Raw genomic sequence first — 16,627 nt, forward strand, 5'->3', positions numbered from 1 at the left:
GCATCGGTCTTCCTATACTGGACTCATGTCTAATAAGACGCCGTCGACGCTGCCACCCGGCCCTGCGCTGCCACCCGTGGCCCAAGCCATGCTGATGCTGCGCTACTGGCCGCGATTCGTCTCGGCGTGCCGGCGCCGTTACGGCCACACCTTCACACTGCGGATCGCCGGAATGGGCACGCTCGTGTATCTCGACGATCCGGCCGACATCAAGCAGGTGTTCGCCGGCGATCCCGCGATTTACCATGCGGGCGAGGCGAACTCGATGCTGTCCGGCCTGCTGGGCCCGGCATCGGTGTTGGTGGTCGACGACGAGGTGCACCGCGATCGCCGGCGGCTGATGCTCGAGCCGTTCCACCGCGATGCGGTGGCGCGCCAGACTGAGATCATGGCCGAGATCGCGGCCGCCAACATCGCCGGTTGGCCGGTGGCTACGGCGTTCGCGGTGGCACCGAAGATGTCGGAGATCACCCTCGAAGTGATCATGCGGCTGGTGATCGGCGCCAGCGATCCGGCCCGGCTCGCCGCACTGCGCGCGGTGCTGCCGCGGCTGCTGAACCTGTCGGCGTTCCAGCTGCTGGCGATCGGGACGCCCAGCCTGCAGCAGCGGCTGCCGTGGCGCGGGGTGCGCCGCCGCATCGAGGAGGCCGACCGGCTGCTGTATGCCGAGATCGCGGAATGCCGCGCCGATCCCGACCTGGCATCCCGCACCGACGCGCTGGCCATGCTGGTGCGCGCGGCCGATCAGGCCGGCCGGACGATGACCGACGCGGAGCTGCGCGATCAATTGATGACATTGCTCGTCGCCGGGCACGACACCACGGCGACCGGGCTGTCCTGGGCGCTGGAACGCCTGACCCGCCATCCCGCCGCGCTGGCCAAAGCGGTGCGGGCCGCCGAGTCGGGAGACGATGAGTACCTGGATGCGGTGGCCAAGGAGACGCTGCGTAGTCGACCGGTGGTGTTCGACGTGGGCCGGATCCTCAAGCAGCCCGTCGACATCGCCGGGTATCTGTTGCCGACCGGTGTGATGGTGGCCCCCGGGGTGGGACTGGTGCATTCCGACGACCGGATCTACCCGGACGCGGACCGCTTCGACCCGGATCGGATGATCGGCGCGACGTTGAGCCCGACGACCTGGCTGCCGTTCGGTGGCGGGGCCCGCCGGTGCCTGGGCGCAACGTTCGCGATGGCCGAAATGCGGGTGGTCCTGCGTGAAGTGCTGCAGCGGGTGAACCTGGCGACGACGACGGAACGTGGCGAACGGCAGCGCGTCAAACATGTCATCCTCACCCCCGAGCATGGTGGCCGGATCACGGTGACAGGACGGCGGACACCCCACCCGATCGTGGGTCACGAAAACACCGCAGCAACAACGTAATTCGGTGGCCGGTCGACCCCTGTCTCGGACGACACGCCCCGCGGACCGCTTTGCCATCCGTCGAACGTATGTTCTACTGAACGCACTTGCAAGCCGCCGCGAAAGCTGTCCAGGAGGACCTCGACGTGACCACGACCCTAGACACCCAGGCAACCGAAGCGCCGTCTGCCCACGCTGACATGCCGGACGCGTTGCTTCGCTCGATCGAAACGACAGTCCCCGAAAACCCGGTGTCGCCCACTCCTGCCGAATCCACCGAGCCTGCGAAAGCGCCGGCCAAGAAAGCCGGTAAGAAGACCAAGACGCTCGAGCTCACCCTCACCGTCACCGGTACCGCCGACGGGGAATGGCGCGCCGAGCTCAAGCGGGGCACCACGTACGTGGCCCGCAACCTCGCTATCGCGGCGGCAGCGGTGTCACGGGCCGCCAAGGAGCTGCACCAGGACTTGGCGACCCCGATCGACGAGGTCATCGAGGAGGCGCGCTCAGAGCAGGCAGCCCGAGTCGCCGCACTCGAGGCTGAGCTGGAAGCGGCTCGCCAGGCGCTCGCCGAGCTGGACTGACGCCGCCTACCGGCAGGTGACGCCGCACCCTGAGTTTCAAATCGGTCAAATCTGTGAACTATCTGCGTGCTGTTCCCAACCGAGAGAGGTTCCCAGTGAAGCGAATCGTGTACCCCATCCTGGCGGCATCGGCGGCGGCAGCCGTCCTGAGCAGCTGCTCGGCCTCGGAGGTCGTGAACACCGGCGGCGACACCAAGTGCAAGGACTTCCTCACTCAAGACGAGAAGAAGCAGAACGACGAAGTCAGCAAGATGCTCAAGGACAAGAGCGGGCAGGATCCGGCGAACCTGGAGATCACCGCCACCAAGACTTCGGTGACGCTGTACTGCCAGACGCTTGGCAAGGAAGACACCAAGATTTCCGAGGCGCCGCACGGCTAAGCGACTTTGCCGGCCTACGGGCCGACGCCGCGGATGGGGTTCGCCAGCTTGGCGGACCCCATTCTTGTGCGTGCGTAACTCGGGGCGTCAGAAGAATTGTGCCGCAGCGCAAGTGAAGAACATGCGGGGCGGAGCCTCCTGTACGGACACTTCGAGCAAAGATGTATGACGATGCGCACACGGCGCACCGCTTGATCTGGATCTATGCAGTCTCCCATTGACGATTAAGGCCAGTGGTCATACGCTTCACCAATATCTGTCCGTATGTCCGGCGTGATGGGAAGTTGGAACCTCGATGTCCGTAAACAACACCGCCCCGAGCGTCTTTGATGCTGACCTGCCCACCTTCAGTTACGGGCTCGACGCCACACCCAGCGACATCTTCGACGATCTTCGGGCGGCCCAATCCCGTGCGCCTATTGCCATCGGGCCGCTCGGACCGGAGATCCTGTCCTACGAATTGACCCGGGAAATACTGCGCGACAACCGATTCCGTCTACCCCCCGGCATTACGCTTGCAGCGCAGGGCATCACGTCAGGTCCGTTGTTCGACAAGCTCGCGACCAGCCTGCTGGGGCTGGACGGCGCACCACACGTGAGGTTGCGCAAACTGGTGTCCAAGGCGTTCACACCCCGCGCCACGTCACGTCTTACCGACACGATCCACGAGGTGGTCAACGGGCTGATCGATCGGGTGATGGACGCCGGCCGCTGCGACGTCGTGACCGACATCGCGCGGCCCTACCCCACTCCGATCATGTGCGCGCTGATAGGTGCGCCTCCGGAGGATTGGCAGCTGTTCTCGGATTGGACCGAACAGATCTTCAAGGCCTTCAACTTCCAGCCGGATGCCAACTTCGACGAGTCCGAGATCATGCGCGCGTGGGGCGAACTCGACGCCTACGTCGATGACATGGTCGCTGCCCGCCGGAACAATCTGACCGACGACTTGCTCTCCGAGCTCATCCGCGCGGAAAGCGACGGCGACCGTCTGAATCTCGACGAACTCCGCGGGCTCGTGGCCGGCTTCCTGATGGCGGGAACGGACACGACGCGAAACCAGTTGGCGGCGTCGGTGCAGGTGCTCTGCGAGCACCCGGACCAGTGGGCGAGACTGGGCGAACAACCCGAGCTTGCGATGCAGGCGGTCGAGGAGAGCATGCGCCACTCCCCCGCGGCCTGCATCGTGCCGCGGGCAGCCGTCGAGGATGCCGAATTCGGCGGCTATCTGTTCCCTGCGGGCACCTTTGTGTTTGCGAATACGTTTGTGGCCAACCGGGATCCGGCGATCTACGACGACGCCGACCGCTTCGACATCTCACGCAAGGACGTACCGGCGATTCTGACCTTCGGCGGCGGCGCGCACTACTGTCTGGGGGCCAATCTCGCGCGCCGGGAGTTGGCGGAAGCACTCGTCGTCCTCACCCGCCGTCTACCCGCACCCCACCGCGCCGGTCCGGCCCCGTGGAAGTCCGTGCTGGGAATGACCGGCCCGACAACACTTCCCATCGAGTTCGACGTCGACATGCTGGCGACAACGCATGCGTAGCCGAGGTTGGGCGGGCGTGACACCCGCCTCGGACGAGGAGGCGATCGCCCGAATACTCGACGTCGTGGACCAGGTGGTCGCCGAGAACGGCTCAGCGATACGCATTGCCGACATCGCCCGCACGCTCGGAGTCACGCGCCAGACGGTATACCGCTACTTTCCCAACGGTGATGCGCTGCTCATGGCCAGCGCGATGCGTGCGGTCGACGGGTTCATCGACCAGGTGATACAGCACGCCAGCGGGCTCAAAGATCCGGTAACCGCGATCGTCGAAAGCTTGTCGTTCGGTATCGAGAAGCTCGCCGGCGATCCGCAGCTGGAGAATCTGCTGACCCAGCGGCAGGACGGCGAGGCCGTGACCTCGCTGACGTCGCAGACCGCGACGACGTTCTGCCTGTCCGTTTTTCGCCGCCTCGATGTGGATTGGGGCCTGCACGGTTACGACACCGCCGCACTGGGCGAACTCGCCGAAATGACGCTTCGCACCGTGCAATCCATCCTGACCGATCCTGGCCAACGGCCACTCAAAGGAATCGAACTGCGGCGCTTCATTACTCGATGGCTCGGTCCGGCGATTCTCTATCCGCGGATGACGGCACTGGTACCGACGGAAACCAGCCGTCTCACGCCGTAGTGCGGACCTTTGTCACCGCATAGCCGATGACGCCAGTCGCTTCGCCAGAAACGGTGCCGTGCGGCTGTCCGTCGCACGCGCCACGTCCTCGGGCGGCCCCGCCGCGACGACCCGACCGCCGGAGTTGCCGGCACCGGGTCCCAGGTCGATCACCCAGTCCGCACCCGAGACCATCCGCATGTCGTGTTCGGCCACCACCACCGTGTTACCCGCGTCGACCAGGCGGTGAAGCTGGCGGTCGAGCAGATCCACATCGGCCGGATGGAGTCCGGTCGTCGGTTCGTCAAGGACGTAGAGGGTGTGTCCGCGGCGGGGTCTCTGCAGTTCGGAGGCGAGTTTGATCCGCTGTGCCTCGCCGCCGGACAACTCGGTCGCGGGCTGTCCCAGTCGGAGATACCCCAGGCCGACCTCTCGCAGCGTGGTCAGGCTCCGCGCGGCGCTCGCTACGTCGACCAAGAATTCCGATGCCTCGTCGACGGTCATTGCGAGCACGTCGGCGATCGTCCGGTCGCGATAGCGCACTTCGAGTGTCTCATCGGAGTAGCGCGCGCCCTTGCATGCCGGGCAGGTGGCGTACGTGCCTGGCAGGAACAATAATTCAACTGATACGAATCCCTCCCCTGACAGGTGGAGCAGCGACCTTCAGCCACGTTGAACGAAAACCTGCCAGCCGTCCAGCCGCGGCGACGGGCCTTCGGAGTCGTGGCGAACTCACGGCGAACCGCATCGAACAAGCCGGTGTAGGTCGCCAACGTCGAGCGCGGCGTGCGTCCGATCGGTCGCTGGTCGACCGATACCAGCCTGCTGATCTCTTCGACACCCGATGCTGTGACACCGATGCTCGCATCATGATCGAGATCGACTATGCCACCCTCAGTTTCGTCGTCGATGGGTTCTGCGGGCTCGGCGGCGTGTGCCGTGCCGAGGTGGCTGCTCACGACATCGCCGAGGACTTTGACGACGAGCGTCGACTTCCCCGATCCGGACACTCCGGTGACGGCGGTGTACACACCGAGTGGCACGTCGACGTCGAGGTCTTTCAGATTGTGGAATCGGATCCCGCGCAGCCGCAGCCACTCGGATGGCGTGCGCAGCGGACGAGACTGCCGCGCGGCCCCCTCGAAGAGGTACCGACGAGTGACCGACTTCTCGACCTGAGCGAGGCCCGGCACCGGCCCGCTGTACAGCACGTCGCCGCCACACTCCCCAGCCCCGGGCCCCACGTCGACGATCCAGTCGGCGCGGCTCACGACGTCCATGTCGTGTTCGACGACGAAGAGTGAATTTCCTGCGCGCCGTAGCCGGTCGAGGACGTCGAGGAGCGGTTCGACGTCGGCGGGATGCAGTCCGGCCGATGGTTCGTCAAGCACATAGAGCACGCCGAACAAGCCGGCACGCAATTGAGTGGCCAGCCGCAGTCGCTGCAGTTCGCCCGGTGACACCGTCGGAGTGCGGCGAGCAAGGGTGAGATAACCGAGGCCGAGATCGACGAGTACCTGCAAGCGTGCGACGAGGTCGGCGGCAATCATCGTCGCCACTTCGGTCAATTCACCGGAGTTCGTCGACTCGTATGCTGCGGCGGCATCGGTCCGAGAAGCCGTCGGGTGCAACGTTTCCGCGAGATCGGTCAACGGCATCGCCATGTAGTCGGCAATGGTGCGTCCGGCGAACGTCACCTGCAACGCCTCCGGCCGCAGCCCGGAACCGCCGCACAACGGGCACTCGACGCTGTCGACGAACTGCAATACGCGGCGGCGCATCATCGCGCTCTGCGAGTTGGCCAACGTATGGCGGACGTGACGTTCGGCGCTGGAAAAGGTGCCGTTGTAGTAGTAGTCGGCCTGCACGGGATGTTGGCTCGGATCGATCTCCACCGTTGGCTGTTCGTCGGTGAACAGGATCCAATTGCGTTGGCGCTTCGAAAGTTTCTTCCATGGCTTGTCGATGTCATATCCCAGCGTGACGAGGATGTCGCGTAGGTTCTGCCCCTGCCATGCGCCTGGCCATGCGGCGACGGCGCCTTCGCGGATGGTCAGTGACGGATCGGGTACCAGCGTCTCTTCGGTGACCCGGTGTATTCGTCCCAACCCGTGGCACTCAGGACACGCTCCGACGGCTGTGTTCGGGGAGAACGCATCGGAGTCCAATCGTTCAGTCGCCCCGGGCGGGTAGGTTCCGGCTCGGGAGAACAACATTCGGAGCAGGTTCGACAGGGTGGTGACGGTGCCGACCGTCGACCGCGACGTCGCCGAGCCCCGGCGCTGCTGCAATGCGACTGCAGGGGGTAGCCCGGTGATGTCATCGACTTTGGGTGCGCCGGTGGGCAATAGCAGCCGGCGCGCGTAGGGCGCGACCGATTCGAAGTAGCGGCGCTGGGCTTCGGCATAGATGGTGCCGAAGGCCAGGGACGACTTGCCGGACCCGGAGATGCCCGTGAACGCGACCAGAGCGTCGCGCGGTGCTGCGACGTCGACACCTCGCAGGTTGTGGACCCGAGTCCCGTAAACCCGCACGCACGGGTCGATAGTGTCCGCGCTGGGGAAGGACGATTCAGTCATGGTGCTCAGCCGAGTACCCGTGTTTGTGGCGGTGAACGCGCCTTCTAGGGCACTTCCGGTAGCGGACCGGCTCGAGGCCGCGGCGTGACCCGATCTGCACCTCAACTAGGCTATACAGCGCCGATGCCGTCGGGGGCGCTTTGCTGGCGTGGTGACGATGATCGTTGGTCGCGGCGTGCGCCGCGTGTGCCTGGAGGTTTTTCCCATGCGTTCTTTCAGCGCGGCAGTGGTTCTCACAGTTGCCGCTGTGTCCTTTTCATCCGGACTGGCAACCGCCGCCCCGAAGGACTACTGCGCCGACCTCAAAGGCGGCAACACCGGCAGTACCTGCGAGATCCAGCTCTCCGACCCCGCGTACAGCGTCGACATCAGCATCCCGCTGGATTACCCGGACCAGAAGTCAGTCGCCGATTACATCTCCCAGACGCGCGACGCGTTCCTCAACACGGCCAAGTCCGGCGCGCCCAGCGGCACGCCCGCCACGTTGAGCATCAAGCCGACGGAGTACAACTCAGCGGTTCCCCCGCGCGGCACGCAGGCCGTGGTGTTCACGGTGACCCAGAACGTCGGCGGTGGGGCCTCCCAGACGACGTACAAGGCGTTCAACTGGGACCAGAGCTACCGCAAGGCGATCACCTACACCGCCGCCCCCGACGACAAGCTGAACACGCCGTTGTGGCGGGTGGACGATCCGCTGAAGACCGTCGCGCCCATCGTCGCGTCCGAACTGCAGCAGCAGCTCGCGCCGCCGCCGCCGCCACCGGCAGCGCCGACCACGCAACCCGGGCAGCCGGTGACGACCACACCGACCAGCACGTCGTCCACCACCCCGCCACCTCCGCCGCCATTGGCGTTCGTGCCAGGAGCGCTCTACAACTCGGCCAACTATCAGAATTTCGCAGTGGTCAACGACGGCGTGATCTTCTTCTTCGATCAGGGATCGGTGTTGCCCGCTTCGGCCGGCGCCCTGCATGTTCTGGTGCCCCGGTCTGCGATCGACCCGATGATCGCGTAACTCGCTGCGCTGTCGCCGGTTAGACGCGACGATGTGTCGATGGCGAGCCATCCTGTGAGGGAAGGACTTTCATGCGAGTACCGCGCGCTGTCGCACACTTCAATCGCCACGTCACCAATCGAGTGGCTCAGTCGATCACCCCATGGCTCCCGGGGCTGGGAACCCTCGAGCATGTCGGACGCAAGTCCGGTACGCGATACCGAACACCGCTGTTGGTTTTCCCGACCCGAGACGGCGTCGTCGTTCTCATCGGCTACGGGCTTGAATCGGACTGGTTGAAGAATGTCATGGCCGGCGGCCCGACAGTGCTGCGCAAGCGGAACAGAGCTGTGCCGTTGGCCGACCCGCAGATCTGCCGCAAGGCTGAGGCGGCGAACCTCGTCACACCGGGTTTCCGGCCGTTCTATCGCCTGTTCCCCTACAACGAGGCGGCATTGGTGTTGACGAGGAGTGCAAGCACGCCACCGTGAAGGGCGCCGTTGGTGTTCTACGGGTGCCTGGCCGGATCTACGCCGACGTGACGGCCGTTCAAGAGCTCGCCGAGCCTGTTGTCGACTGAGGCGCCCAACCACCGTGGACTGATGAAATGTTGTGAAGTGGTCCCGGCTGGTATCGAACCAGCGACCTTCCGCGTGTGAGGCGGACGCTCTCCCACTGAGCTACGAGACCCGGTGCGCGCACCATGAGAATGGTGCCCGATTCGCCGAGGAGGAACATTATCACGGCACACCCGTCCGGCCGGAATGCGCTCGTCGCGGCGCTGCGGCGAGGGGATTTGTGCCGCTTCGCCTAAGTCGACTATTGTCGTCCTTCGCAGCGGGCGACGATCTCGTCCGAAGCGCGCGGATGTAGCGCAGTTGGTAGCGCATCACCTTGCCAAGGTGAGGGTCGCGGGTTCGAATCCCGTCATCCGCTCGAAGGTGCAAGTGCGGCATCAGACCCAACGGTGGAGTGGCCGAGTGGTGAGGCAACGGCCTGCAAAGCCGTGCACACGGGTTCGATTCCCGTCTCCACCTCCAAGAGTTTCGACCCGCGCGATTAGCTCAGCGGGAGAGCGCTTCCCTGACACGGAAGAGGTCACTGGTTCAATCCCAGTATCGCGCACCAGAGTTTATGCAGGTCAACAGTCGCTTTTAGCCGACCTACGCGAATCTCATACAACTTTCATGCAACATGGCGTCGCATACCGCGATATAGAAGTCGCCTGCCGATGGCGGATATGACCACTGCACGAACTAACGACATCGTTATTTTGCGTCTCGGCCGGCGCTGGTCTGCGTAGCCTCCTTTGCGTGAATCATCAGGATGTAGCGGGAGTTCCCGCCGATGCTGTCTACGCGATCGGTGCCATCACGCTCGGCGCTGGACGACTCGAAAACATTGTTCGGGTCATCGCCGCCGATCTGTACGAATACCCCGGCAAAAGCCGCACCAGTGACCTGGTCAAGCACATACGGCGATGTGGCGCGCAGCCGAACCTTCCAGCCCATGCGACGGCAACCGGACCAGACATCGTGAAGTGGGCTGACGAGGTGCGGGACGCACTGAAGCAGCGCGACGAAGTGCTCCACTCAGTGGGCGTCAAGATATTCGACGGCTCCGTGTGGGAGCCGCACCTCGTACACATGCGCACCCAGGAGCCCACACCTGCCGACGCGGTTACGCTCCTCCACCTATCCCAAAAGCTCTTGGCGTTATCCGCTAGAGGCTCCGGCCTGCTTAAGGGCTTACGCCACTCCCCCCGCCTGGGAGTCTTCATCCCCAACACTGTCGTTGATGACAAGTGGCAGCCCATCTGTGACACAGACATCGGCGGGGCGGACCTGGCCCGACCGACTGAGGCTGAACTTGACGATTGGTGGAAGACGTACGGCCCTTTCCCAAAGCTGGGCAAAACAGCGTCATGAGACGGCACGAAGATATTCAACGGGGCGAGAAGAGGATTCGGTCGTCAGCGGGCATCTCGGTACATCGCATCGAGCTGTCGGACGGACAGTTGCCCGACATGGCCTGCGGCGTCAACGGGGTCGCGCAGCAGACCTCATTTAGGCCAACCCACATAGACGTGGAGTTCGACGCGAAAGGTGTGGTGGAGACCCGCATCTACGGCCCGCAGGTTAAGCAGGACGGCTCCCTGAGCCAGCGCGAGTTAGACCACCGTTGGCGTCGTCAATGACCTAAAGCACCTCCATTAACCGACGTGCGATGTTGAGATTCCCTGGCAGAGTTTACGATTCGCGATCTAGGTGACACGACACCTCAAGCTGCCACCAGTGGGTGCCGAGGGGGTGCCGTGCGTAGCGGTGAGAGATTATCGGGGGTACGCCGCGCGTACTCGCGGCGCTTCTCTACTCGCGGTAGCTTCGGCACCTATGACGCCCCCGTCTGATCGCCGCCGTGATCTAGACAGCCTGTAATATGCACTATCCCCGCACGTCGTCCGCGCCCGGTGATGAACTTCCCAATGCTCAGGGTGTACGACGATTTAGCTTGGCCTCTTCCGGCTCCCGCGGAGGCAATGGCGATGCCGCCCGGTGGGGACTCACCCGAGGCGGCCTCTCGCCATTGGTGGTCGAATTCAACTGCTGCGCAACGCATTACGTCACCCGCGGTGACGCGACAGTGGCTGCAATGCAACGCGTTTCCGCGATGGCAATACACGCCCCCTATCGCCTGGGAGGACGCCATCACGAACTGGCTCACCTGGCTTGCGGTCGGCGGTACACCCCCCACCACACGCCGACTGCGCCGCGGTCACCTCCGGTTCATCGCCCGCCACAGTCACACCAGCCACCCGGCCGAGCCGAACTTGGCCATGATGGACCGCATCTGCCACACCCAACCGTGGTCAAACGAGCACCGCCGCAGCGTCCGCCGATCGCTCATCGACTTCTACGACTGGGCCGTGCATCATCGGCTGGCCGTCGCCAATCCCGCCGCCGGATTCCCCAAAGTCCCGGCAGCAAGCCACACCCCCGGCCGGTGCCCGAACACATCTGGCGCGAGCTGAAGACGGCGGCCAACCCGCGCGAGCTGATGATGGCCAAACTCGCGTGCGAGGGCGGGATGCGCCGCGCTGAGGTGGCTCGGTGACGACGCGATGACCTACTCCACGACGGTTGACCACCGGTGGGCACTGTTGGTGCACGGCAAGGGCGATAAGCAGCGCGTCGTGCCGATCACTGACCGCCTGGCCGTCGAGATCACGTTGTTCTGCCCACAGGGCTACCTGTTCCCGAATGGGGTCGGTGGCCATCTCACCCCCGAGCGGGTCGGCAAGTGCATCTCGGACCTGTTGCCGCCTGGCTGGTCCATGCACAAGCTGCGCCACCGGTTCGCCAGCCGCGGTTTGGCCGGCACCGGTGACCTGCTGGCCGTACGTGACGCACTCGGTCACGCCAGCGTGGCTATTACGCAGCTCTACACCGCCGTAGCGGACGGCAAAGTGAGCCGGGTGTGTGAGGTCGCCGCCGATGATCATTGAGGCCGCCTACGCCGTCGCGGTGGTCAACAGCGGCCGCAAGCTCACCAGCGAATGGCACGAGGATCTCGACTCCCTCTGGCCCGTCATTCCCCAGCTGGCCGCCCTTTAAGCACCGACCAGGTGGTCACGCACGAGACCGTGCAAGGCCTGATCGACGCCGAACTGTGGGCCGAAGGTTGCCCTGGATCAGGCTAGTTGGCCGCGCGCTTGCGCGCGATCGCGAAGACGTTTTGCCTTCTTCTTGCCTGCGGTATTGACCCGCTTGGAGTCATTTAGGTGCGCCGTGTAGTCAACAGATACATGCCACGCCGAGCGCCCGTCTTCGCCACCGTCATCGATGAGAGGTAATTCCTCAGCCTCGCATTCGGTGACCGTTGGAGCCCAAATGCCCGCGACCCCTTTAAGTTCGAGTGTTTCGAGATACGTCTTAGCACCACCGGGCCGGTCTCCGTGTTCGGTCGACCAAAGGCCGTTATCGACGGGTCGGGGGTAAAAGCAAGACTGCTAATTTCCCCTGTTATCACGTCGACTTCTGTATCGAATACAGCCCGAAGCAACCGGGTATGACCGTTAAAGGGTAGTCCAGAAGCCAATCTGGGTCAGGCTCCGTGACAAACAAACTCTACGAGATCGGCGGTGGTCGGCGATTGGATCACCGTCTCATCGTCGTCGTCCGGCCCAAGCACCGTCAAGATAAGTTCACCGTCACATGTAATTTCGGCTTCGTAATCGTAATCGCCGCGCCGCCACTCCATGTGTATGCCGCCGTCGGCAGTCGGTGTCGGCTGTGCTGGCCCGAGGAGCCGCCCCGGGAGAACCTGTACAACAGACAGATAGAAGTCTCGCGCAACCTTGCTTGGCGCCAACGATCCCGGCCCGCGCCAACCGTCTTTCAGCGCCCACACCTGACCCATCTTGCGCCCGACCAGCTCTCGTGTTCGAGCTTCGTTGGCGCCGCCTTGGATAGAACGAGTGACCACCGCAATCAAGCGATCATCTGACCTAAGTTCCTCAACCTCAACGGGATTCACCTCACCCTCAGGCAAATGGCGCGCCGCCAGGAACACGCTCTCCCAAAATTGACCTACGTTGGTACGAACCTCGGGCATCGCAACCGCAATCAAGCGATCGTCTGGCAAAAATTCGTCAGCGGGATTCACCTCACCTTGAGGTGAGTGGCGCGCTGCCCAAAACACGCTCTCCCAAAATTGACCCACGTTCGTATGGATCTCAGGCACCCTGGAAACAACCGTCGCCGGGCTCGGAACTCCGCCACCATGCGAAGCGAAAATGGACCCCGCTACGATCGGTGCATCGAACCGCCACGTGTCGCGTCCATGCTTGCGATCGGGCCGCAGCGGCGCATGATCAGTCGGCATTACTGGCCCCTGCCTCTCTGCGTTCCTTAATCTCCCGCTTCTTGCGGTCGACGATCTCGTTCAGCAATTGGGCAAGTTCGTTCGCGTTGCGGTATGTGAGGTGCACGGCCGCACGAACGTCAGGCACCACTGTGGCACCTCCGGCCGGTGGGCTGGTCGTGAACGGCGGGATGTGCCCCATGCCGAGGTATATCCCCTGGCCGTCGTCGGACAGCACAAAAATATTCGTCATGGCTGCATCCCGATAGATATCAGTCGGCCATTCGACTTTCAGGTCGATGCTCTGATATTCGTCGTCTGCCACGGCACCCCTCTGGTCAGATAGTTCGTACATCATCCACGACCGCACCAGCTAGAGCCAGAGCAACCGGCAAACTGCACTGACGCGCTCACGCCACACTGTCAATCTGCCCATATTTGGCGCACATCACTGTGCCCATACTCCCTGGTCACGGCCATATCATCTACTGTACCGCTATTCGTTCAGCGCGATCTTAGACAACGCCGCCGCAATCGCCTGATCTCGGCCCTGTGCCGCGTGCTGGTACCGCATCGCGGCCTGCGGAGTTGCATGCCCGAGGCGAGCCATCAGTTCGGCCAGGGTGGCCCCCGTGGCCGCCGCGAGAACCGCACCTGAATGCCGTAAGTCGTGAAACCTCAGATCGGCCGCATGGCTGCCTCGCGCGCATTGTAGAACTGCCGGTAGAGCGTGGCCGGCGCGAGGTGGCCGCCGTGAACGGCTGGAAACAACAGAGCGTCCGGCGCCGGCTTCACATGGGTGGCGAGATGCTCGCGGGTGGCAGGCACCAGGTGCGGCGGAATCGCCACGTCGCGGGTCTGGGCGTCGCTCTTGGGCGTTGAGACTGCGTACCCGTCGTTGAGTCGCACCATGGCCCGCTCTGTGCGAATAGTCCCAGTATGCAGCTCTACCCCGTCGTCGTCGGTGGTCGTCGCCAGCACCACGTCACGGCGGCGCAACTCAGTCAGCTCGCCGAAGCGCAGCGCGCACCATGACGCGAGCAAGATCATGGCCTGGCACGGATCAGGTATCGCTCCGGCGATTGTCGCCAGCTCTGGCAGGGTCGCGGGCCGAATCTTCTTGACACGCTTGGCCGTTCCCGCTCCGCGAATTACGCACGGATTGCTGTTGATCTTGCCGTCGCTGGCCGCGGCGCCGAGGATGGTCCGCAACAGGCCGTAGGCGTGCGTGCGCAGCGTCGGTGTCTTGGTTCCGAACGTGGCGTACCAGGCCCGCACGTCGTCGGGGCTGATCGACGCCAGCGGCATCGCGCCGAAGGGCTTGCGCAACTGCTGCTCAAACAGCCGTTCGTAATGCTCGCGGGTGCGTTGCTTGATATCGCGCTCGACCGCTCCGAAGGTGCCTGGCGTGCGCGTCACTGAGTGCTGCCTCCGCGATACTGACGTGGGCTGACGGTGGGCCGCAAGTGCCTCACGGGCTGAATTTGGGCTAAAGCTAGCACACTTATTGCCGCACATTGCTGCACGCCTGGACGGTCATATTTGCTGTTCAGATGCTATACCGTGACGCCAGGTGCGCTCCGCGCGCTTCTCGCCAGCAAACTCTAGGTGAGATTCAATCCCAGTATCGCGCACCAGCGTTATAGCAGGTCAATGCCGGTAAAGCGAAATCTTTCGACATCAACCTACTGATCCGCGTGAATGCTTCAGTCGACCGCGCACCCACACGCTTCAGCTGGTCATCGCAGCCGAAGTCATTTGGCCGGACGCCGGTCGCCACCCTTTCGTCGCAACCACGCACCTAGACAGTGACGACCGTGGTGTCCTCACCGCGGGAACACAGCCGACATGGGTGCTGGGAACCGCGCCGAGCACCCTGTAGATGCGGACGCACCCTGGCGAGCGCACACCTCGACTACGTAGATGGTTCTCCGGCCTCCTCAGCGAAGTCGAGTATCGCGCTACTCGATAGGGCGGGTACGGCTCGCCGTAGGTTCGCGTCAGGCCAGATCAGCGATCGTCTGCGAGACCGAACTCGCTCGGACCACTGCTCGCCGACCTGGCCCCGAACTGCCAATCGACGGGGGTAAACCATGGCCAGTTTGCTTGTGAGCGAGGACTATTCCGGAAGGGTGGCGATGCCACCACCAGGCTTCGATGTCGATTCCGTCGCCTCGCGCGTGGGACTCGATCCAGCTGAGACACACGACGACAACGTGCTCGAGATCGCCGCGTCAGCACCATCCGGTCATTCACCGATAGGTCTTCGGATGGTCGAGATCGCGACAGGGCAAATAGGCGTGTGCGAAACCGCCAATAACGGCGGCATTCCACTCACCCGATATGTCCATCCGTTCGCACCGGGGTCTCCCGGCGTTCCATGGTGCGCCTTCTTCGTCTCCTGGTGCTATCTCCAGACGACGGGCAGCCGGCCGCCGTGGAACAACCCCGGCTGGGTGCAGTCGATCTACGCATGGGCGGCCAACAACCGACGCCTCGTCGGGACACCACTGCGTGGCGACATGTTCGGACTCGGCGGCAATCACATCGGACTCGTCGCTCGTTCTCTGCGCGATCGGGTCATCACCGTGGAGAGCAACACCTCCACCGGCTGCGTGCGGTCTAATGAGCGCCCCTTGACGGGGTTGTGGTTCGGCCGACCTAAGTGACAACCCCCATAACCATCGCAGCATTGCCCCCGAAGGAGGCTCTCATGGTCAGTGCGCCGCAACTCGATCAGCACCGAGCAAGGATCATCGTCCCCACGTCCGTCGACTTCGTGAAGCAAGTGACGCGCGACCGCCAGGGCAACTACCGAAGGGCGACAACATGCAAGAAGCGCGAGCACCTCAAGGCCAAGGGTGTGCCGGTGCCTGCGCAGGCCACAGACCGACAGGTCAACACCGCGATCGAGCGCATCATCGACGGTGATGATCTGAAGCCCATCTCCTGGCTGACCAAGGCCCGAACCGCAGCCGCGGCGGTGGGCCTGATCTCGATGAAAGTGGATGGAAAGGAGGCCAGCGCCACGGGCTTCATGATTTCACCGTGCCTGATGATGACCAATCATCACGTGCTGCACACAGCCGAGGAAGCAAGCGACCCGTCGGTGAACTTCACGTTCGGCCACGAAAAGAGCTCCGACAACAGACCTTTGGTCGGTGAAGAGACGATTTCGCTGGACGCTGCGGCGTTCTTTGTGTCGAGCGAGGAACTCGACTACACGATCGTCGGAGTGGGTCGCACCACCGACCGACAGCTACCTGGGGATAAGTATGGGCGACTTCCCCTGATCAAAGCGTCGAGCAAAGCACTGCCGGGAAGCGCACTGAACATCATTCAGCACCCCGGCGGTAACTACAAGCAGATCGCGTTCCGCAACAATCTGATGACCGACGCGGAAACTCCGAACCTATTGGTGTATCTCGGCGATACGACTCCCGGCTCGTCCGGCTCACCGGTGCTCGACGACGACTTCGACCTCGTCGCGCTGCACCACGGCAGCCGAGACTTCATTGATGATCACGGCAACAGGATCGATCTCAACGGCGACCCGGTAACGGCGGAAACTCCCGAGGCACTGCGCTATTGGGTAGCAAATGAGGGATGGATACGTATCTCTGCGATCGTCGCCGATCTCGCGCGCCGGCAGATGTCGCCCCAACAACGCGCCTTGATCTCCGCCGCCATTCTCTGAACTCCCGC

The 16,627-nt window shown here is 63.6% G+C and carries 15 protein-coding genes, 4 tRNA genes and 2 pseudogenes; 16 read left to right on the forward strand and 5 right to left on the reverse strand.

Annotated elements, in window-relative coordinates; translation table 11 throughout:
• Positions 1 to 25 precede the first annotated feature (25 nt).
• The 5 genes from D3H54_RS17550 to D3H54_RS17570 all read left to right on the forward strand — a co-directional run bounded on the left by D3H54_RS17550 (position 26) and on the right by D3H54_RS17570 (position 4,507).
• The gene (locus D3H54_RS17550) at positions 26 to 1,381 is read left to right on the forward strand and encodes a cytochrome P450 (RefSeq protein ID WP_149380134.1); all 1,356 of its coding nucleotides are present in this window, start codon (positions 26 to 28) and stop codon (positions 1,379 to 1,381) included.
• 179 nt (positions 1,382 to 1,560) lie between these two features.
• Positions 1,561 to 1,944 (forward strand): DUF6319 family protein, encoded by a 384-nt coding sequence (locus D3H54_RS17555; RefSeq protein WP_149383598.1) that lies wholly within the window; start codon positions 1,561 to 1,563, stop codon positions 1,942 to 1,944.
• A gap of 95 nt (positions 1,945 to 2,039) precedes the next feature.
• Positions 2,040 to 2,324, forward strand: coding sequence for a hypothetical protein (locus D3H54_RS17560; RefSeq protein WP_432246335.1), 285 nt, complete (start codon positions 2,040 to 2,042; stop codon positions 2,322 to 2,324).
• 295 nt (positions 2,325 to 2,619) lie between these two features.
• Positions 2,620 to 3,873 carry a cytochrome P450 gene (locus D3H54_RS17565; protein WP_149380135.1) on the forward strand — a complete coding sequence of 418 codons (1,254 nt, stop codon included), beginning with the start codon at positions 2,620 to 2,622 and terminating at the stop codon, positions 3,871 to 3,873.
• Positions 3,866 to 4,507, forward strand: a complete 642-nt coding sequence (locus tag D3H54_RS17570) for a TetR/AcrR family transcriptional regulator (protein WP_149380136.1) — start codon at positions 3,866 to 3,868, stop codon at positions 4,505 to 4,507. The genes D3H54_RS17565 and D3H54_RS17570 overlap by 8 nt, the downstream gene beginning before the upstream one ends.
• 12 nt (positions 4,508 to 4,519) lie before the next feature.
• Here the strand turns inward: D3H54_RS17570 and D3H54_RS17575 are convergent.
• Positions 4,520 to 7,065: pseudogene (locus D3H54_RS17575) on the reverse strand (excinuclease ABC subunit UvrA).
• A 205-nt stretch (positions 7,066 to 7,270) separates the two neighbouring features.
• On the opposite strand from D3H54_RS17575, the gene D3H54_RS17580 reads away from it, so the two are divergent.
• Both D3H54_RS17580 and D3H54_RS17585 read left to right on the forward strand, forming a co-directional pair.
• Complete coding sequence (locus D3H54_RS17580) at positions 7,271 to 8,080, forward strand: RsiV family protein (protein ID WP_149380137.1); 810 nt, start codon at positions 7,271 to 7,273, stop codon at positions 8,078 to 8,080.
• A 71-nt stretch (positions 8,081 to 8,151) separates the two neighbouring features.
• Positions 8,152 to 8,550, forward strand: coding sequence for a nitroreductase family deazaflavin-dependent oxidoreductase (locus tag D3H54_RS17585; protein ID WP_149380138.1), 399 nt, complete (start codon positions 8,152 to 8,154; stop codon positions 8,548 to 8,550).
• Positions 8,551 to 8,677: 127 nt separating this feature from the next.
• Here D3H54_RS17585 and D3H54_RS17590 read toward each other — a convergent pair.
• Positions 8,678 to 8,749, reverse strand: a tRNA-Val gene (locus D3H54_RS17590).
• Between the two features lie 173 nt (positions 8,750 to 8,922).
• On the opposite strand from D3H54_RS17590, the gene D3H54_RS17595 reads away from it, so the two are divergent.
• The 7 genes from D3H54_RS17595 to D3H54_RS17625 all read left to right on the forward strand — a co-directional run bounded on the left by D3H54_RS17595 (position 8,923) and on the right by D3H54_RS17625 (position 11,564).
• Positions 8,923 to 8,995, forward strand: a tRNA-Gly gene (locus D3H54_RS17595).
• 30 nt (positions 8,996 to 9,025) lie between these two features.
• A tRNA-Cys gene (locus D3H54_RS17600) sits at positions 9,026 to 9,099 on the forward strand.
• A 13-nt stretch (positions 9,100 to 9,112) separates the two neighbouring features.
• A tRNA-Val gene (locus tag D3H54_RS17605) sits at positions 9,113 to 9,187 on the forward strand.
• Between the two features lie 185 nt (positions 9,188 to 9,372).
• Complete coding sequence (locus D3H54_RS17610; protein ID WP_149380139.1) at positions 9,373 to 9,987, forward strand: hypothetical protein; 615 nt, start codon at positions 9,373 to 9,375, stop codon at positions 9,985 to 9,987.
• Positions 9,984 to 10,256, forward strand: coding sequence for a hypothetical protein (locus D3H54_RS17615; protein WP_149380140.1), 273 nt, complete (start codon positions 9,984 to 9,986; stop codon positions 10,254 to 10,256). The genes D3H54_RS17610 and D3H54_RS17615 overlap by 4 nt, the downstream gene beginning before the upstream one ends.
• Before the next feature lie 435 nt (positions 10,257 to 10,691).
• Positions 10,692 to 11,090 carry a hypothetical protein gene (locus D3H54_RS17620; RefSeq protein ID WP_149380141.1) on the forward strand — a complete coding sequence of 133 codons (399 nt, stop codon included), beginning with the start codon at positions 10,692 to 10,694 and terminating at the stop codon, positions 11,088 to 11,090.
• 90 nt (positions 11,091 to 11,180) lie between these two features.
• Positions 11,181 to 11,564: a tyrosine-type recombinase/integrase gene (locus D3H54_RS17625; RefSeq protein ID WP_210419569.1), complete on the forward strand. Its 384-nt coding sequence runs from the start codon at positions 11,181 to 11,183 to the stop codon at positions 11,562 to 11,564.
• Between the two features lie 599 nt (positions 11,565 to 12,163).
• Here D3H54_RS17625 and D3H54_RS17630 read toward each other — a convergent pair.
• The 3 genes and pseudogenes from D3H54_RS17630 to D3H54_RS17640 form a co-directional block, all read right to left on the reverse strand.
• Positions 12,164 to 12,724 (reverse strand): hypothetical protein, encoded by a 561-nt coding sequence (locus tag D3H54_RS17630; protein ID WP_149380142.1) that lies wholly within the window; start codon positions 12,722 to 12,724, stop codon positions 12,164 to 12,166.
• A gap of 208 nt (positions 12,725 to 12,932) precedes the next feature.
• The gene (locus tag D3H54_RS17635) at positions 12,933 to 13,247 is read right to left on the reverse strand and encodes a hypothetical protein (RefSeq protein WP_149380143.1); all 315 of its coding nucleotides are present in this window, start codon (positions 13,245 to 13,247) and stop codon (positions 12,933 to 12,935) included.
• A gap of 171 nt (positions 13,248 to 13,418) precedes the next feature.
• Positions 13,419 to 14,305: pseudogene (locus tag D3H54_RS17640) on the reverse strand (tyrosine-type recombinase/integrase); the annotation flags it as partial.
• Between the two features lie 710 nt (positions 14,306 to 15,015).
• Between D3H54_RS17640 and D3H54_RS17645 the strand changes: the two are divergent.
• Together D3H54_RS17645 and D3H54_RS17650 are read left to right on the forward strand one after the other, a co-directional pair.
• Positions 15,016 to 15,591, forward strand: a complete 576-nt coding sequence (locus D3H54_RS17645; RefSeq protein ID WP_149380144.1) for a CHAP domain-containing protein — start codon at positions 15,016 to 15,018, stop codon at positions 15,589 to 15,591.
• A gap of 44 nt (positions 15,592 to 15,635) precedes the next feature.
• Positions 15,636 to 16,619, forward strand: a complete 984-nt coding sequence (locus D3H54_RS17650; RefSeq protein WP_149380145.1) for a trypsin-like serine peptidase — start codon at positions 15,636 to 15,638, stop codon at positions 16,617 to 16,619.
• Positions 16,620 to 16,627: the final 8 nt, after the last annotated feature.

Source organism: Mycobacterium sp. ELW1 (assembly GCF_008329905.1).
Lineage (GTDB): Bacteria > Actinomycetota > Actinomycetes > Mycobacteriales > Mycobacteriaceae > Mycobacterium.